Origin of the sequence: Phenylobacterium sp. (assembly GCF_036502675.1) — a bacterium.
Taxonomy (GTDB): domain Bacteria; phylum Pseudomonadota; class Alphaproteobacteria; order Caulobacterales; family Caulobacteraceae; genus Phenylobacterium.
The window spans coordinates 1-3,596 of record NZ_DASXYF010000062.1 but is presented as its reverse complement, the minus strand read 5'-3'; the positions used below and the strand labels follow the sequence as shown (position 1 = coordinate 3,596).

3 protein-coding genes are annotated in these 3,596 nt (G+C 69.1%); all 3 read right to left on the bottom strand.

What is annotated here, in order from left to right:
* Positions 1–403: 403 nt before the first annotated feature.
* Entirely contained in the window at positions 404–1,621 is a 1,218-nt protein-coding gene (locus VGL30_RS07290) for a TauD/TfdA family dioxygenase (RefSeq protein ID WP_331538343.1), read from the bottom strand.
* Complete coding sequence (locus VGL30_RS07285) at positions 1,618–3,336, bottom strand: N-acyl-D-amino-acid deacylase family protein (RefSeq protein ID WP_331538341.1); 1,719 nt, start codon at positions 3,334–3,336, stop codon at positions 1,618–1,620. Before VGL30_RS07285 ends, VGL30_RS07290 begins: the two co-directional genes overlap by 4 nt.
* 121 nt (positions 3,337–3,457) lie before the next feature.
* Positions 3,458–3,596 (bottom strand): TauD/TfdA family dioxygenase (locus VGL30_RS18790; protein ID WP_414694964.1); only part of this gene is annotated, 139 nt, incomplete at its 5' end.

The following is a 3,596-nucleotide window of genomic DNA, read 5'->3' as shown; positions in this document are numbered from 1 at the left end:
GCAGGCCATCTGCCAGACCTTCGGCCACATCCGCGCCTTCTCGAGCTTCAGCAACTCCGGCGAGGTCCAATCGGACGCCGGGATGAAATCGTCGCGGATGCCGGCGGAGTCCGCGGCCTGGGTGTCGACAAATCCGTCCATATCTGTCCTCCAGCCCGTCGCTATCCGTCGGCGCGCGGCGTATGGCCGGGCGCCGCCGCACCCGACCTCACGCCTTGGCCTCGCCGGGACGGAACGTCCCTCGATGCAGATGCGCGCTGGACAGACGAGCGAAAGCCTAGGCGAACGCCTGGGCGCGCTCTAACGCTTTTATTCGTGATGCTGACCGGTGTTTTTGATCGATCAGGGCGACCGCGCGATTCCGGGTTTCCGTCTGTCGGAAGATCCGTGGACATGGGTGGCGTTATCGAAGCTGCGGGCCCGGCCCCATGGCTGGATCCAGCTGGCCCAGGGCCTGCGGCGGCTGGAGCTGGGCTGGCGGGACATGGCCCGATCCCCCGGCCTTGCGCCCCAGCTTCGCCGTGAGCAGATCGCCGGATTCCGGGGCGGTCTTGAAGGCCGCCATCTGCGCCGCATAGCGGCTGGGGAACTCCATGCCCGGGGTTCTGTGTCTCGCCCAATTCGGCAGGTCGTCGAGGGCGAAGATGTCCTGCTGGTTCGCCGGGCGGGCCGGCCAGGTGGGGGCCAGCAGCCAGAGCCGCAGCAGATGACGGCGGCGGTCGAGCGCCTCGTGGTCCTCATAGGTCGTGCGGCCATGCACCACCAGGCGGTTGTTGAGGAACTGGATGTCGCCTTCGCCGATCTCCATGTCGAGGTAGAACTCGGCCGACGCGGACAGGGCGCACAGCGTGTCCAGCGCTTCCGCCTGCCGCGACGTCATCTCGAAGGCGCCCGAGGCCGCCGCGTCCCGCACCTGGGCCGGGTGGATGCAGGCCATGAACTCCCCGCTCGACTTGGCGAACAGGGCCACGGGCTCGGCCGTGACGAGGCGCCCGTCGCCGCGCTGGGCGTCCTTCTCCATGCGCTTGACCTTCATGCCCTCGTAGAGGGCCTGGGCCAGGTCGGGGCGCTCGGCCACCATCCGGTCATGGACGGCGACGGCGCTGGCGATCCGGCTGGCGCCGCCGCGCTTTGCCGACTGCAGGCAAAGCAGCCCCACGATATCGTGGCCGTCGCAATGCATGTTCATCGACCGGTTCGTGCGGTAGCCGCGCAGCTCCTCGGGGACCAGGCCGTCGACGTTCAGCACATGCCCCAGCAGCTCGCCGTCGCCGGACTGCGGGATCACCTGGCCGAGATGCACGCCGAGGCCATAGTAGATGCGGGCCAGGTCGTCGGCGCTGTAACGTCCGCGGTCGAGGCCACGGATCAGGACGAAGCCGCGGCCGTGATGCAGCTCGCCGCACAGGTCCGCCAGGACTTTCCCAAGTGTCGGCAGCGGGAACGTGCTGCGGGTGATCTGCGGCAGGTCCAGGTCGCCCAGAGACTTGAGACCGGCGAGGGCGCCGTCGATCTCCGAGACGTCGGCTTCGGAAAGGACGTGGAGCCCGTCGCTTCGATAGTCCAGCTCGGCGCCTTTCCAGGCGGCTGGCCCGCCGACAGGGGAAAGGTCGCAACTCAAGCCTGGTGCTCCCGCTCTCTCGCCGCCGCCGGTTCCGGCTGCTGCCCGCGCACCAGCCGGCCGGGCAGTTCGCTGGTCGCCTCGCCGCCGCGGCGCGTGATGCGGCCCGCGACGATGGTGGCGTCATAGCCCTCGGCGTCCTGCATCAGCCGCCGGCCGCCGGCGGGCAGGTCGTGCGACAGCCGCGGCAAGCGCAGCTGCAGGCGATCGAAGTCGATCACGTTCAGGTCGGCGCGATAGCCGGGCCGGACGAGCCCGCGGTCGCGCAGCCCCACCGCCTCGGCCCCGGCGCGGGTGAGCAGGTGGACCAGCCGCTCGATCGGCAGCTTCGGACCGCGCCGGCGGTCCCGCGCCCAGTGCGTCAGCATGTAGGTAAAGGTGCTGGCGTCGCAGATCGTACCCAGGTGCGCGCCCCCGTCACCGAGGCCGGGCACCGCGTTCGGATGCATCAGCATCGCCCGCGTCGGATCGAGCGAGAAGTCGGCGTAGTTGGCGAAGGCGAGGTAGAGCATGTTGCGCCCGTCCCGCTCCAGCAGCTTGTCGTAGGCGAGGCTTTCGGGCGACACGCCCAGGCGTCCGGCCTGCGCCCCGATGCTTCTGTCGGGCAGCGGCTCGTAGTCCAGCGGGTCCGCCAACTCGAAGAGCTGTTCGAAATTCCGCACGCGCAGGCCGACGAGCTGCAGCGGGCTGGGGTCGTTGTTCTCGGCCAGGATCCTGGCCTTCACCTCCGGCTTGCGCAGCTCGGCCACACGCGCCGCCAGCGGCAGGTCGGCCAAGCGGCGGTAGGTCTCGGTGCTGTAGAAGGGATTGAGCGTGAGCTCGAGGCCCAGGAGGACGCCGAGCGGGCGCGGCAGCACCTGCAGGGTCATGTCCACCCCCGGCGCCTTGTTGGCTTCCGTAACGGCGTCCAGCACGTCGCTCCAGACGGTCGGGACCTCATGGTTCTGCGTCAAGGCGAAGGTCACCGGGCGGCCCGAGCGCTCGGCCAGCCGGCGCATCATCTCGAAGCGCGGCCGCCAATCGCCGGTCCACTCCACGACGAATTGCATGACGCCGCGGCCCGCCTCCTTCAGCGCCAGGGCAAGGCCGGTGTATTCGGCCTCGCCGGCGGCGAGCGTCGGGGTGTAGGAGCCGTCGCTCGCGCGGTGGAACAGGGTCTGGGAGGTGCCGAAGCCGAGAGCCCCGGCCTCCACGGCATTGTGCAGGATGCGCCCCATCTCGGCGATCTCGGCCTCGGTCGAGGCCTCCTGGGCCAGCGCGCGATCCCCCAGCACATAGGTCCGCAACGCCGCGTGGGGCACGTAACTGGCGACGTCGGCGTCGAAACGGCGCGCCGCCAGGAAGTCGAGCATCTGCGGATAACTCTCCCATTCCCAGGGAATTCCATCCGCCAGCACGATTTTCGGGATGTCCTCCACGCCCTCCATCAGCCGGATCAGGGCGTCGCGCTGCTCCGGGCGGCAGGGGGCGAAGCCGACGCCGCAATTGCCGATGACCACGGTGGTTACGCCGTGACCGCTCGACGGCGCCAGTCGATTATCCCAGGTCACCTGGCCGTCGTAGTGGGTATGGACGTCCACGTAGCCGGGCGTGACCAGGCGGCCCTTGGCGTCGATCTCCTCGCGGCCGCGCGACAGGACACGGCCGACCGCCGCGATCTTGCCGCCCGACACGGCGACGTCCGCCTCGAAGGGCTGACCCCCGCTCCCGTCCACGACCGTTCCGCCCCGAATGACGAGATCGAACTCAGCATCCATGGTTATGCAGGCCTGTTTTTGAGCAACATGTCTTGGATAGCGCTCGCTATCTCCATAATCCGGCCTTGCCGGGGAAGTCCTACCGTTCGGTGACGCCTTCGAACACGCGCATTTTGCGGACGATTCCGGGCGGCATGTAGGGGCGCCTGTGCTGGACGCCGAAATTGTCCCAGATCACGAAGTCGCCGGGACGCCAGTGGTGCTCGTAGTAGGGGGCG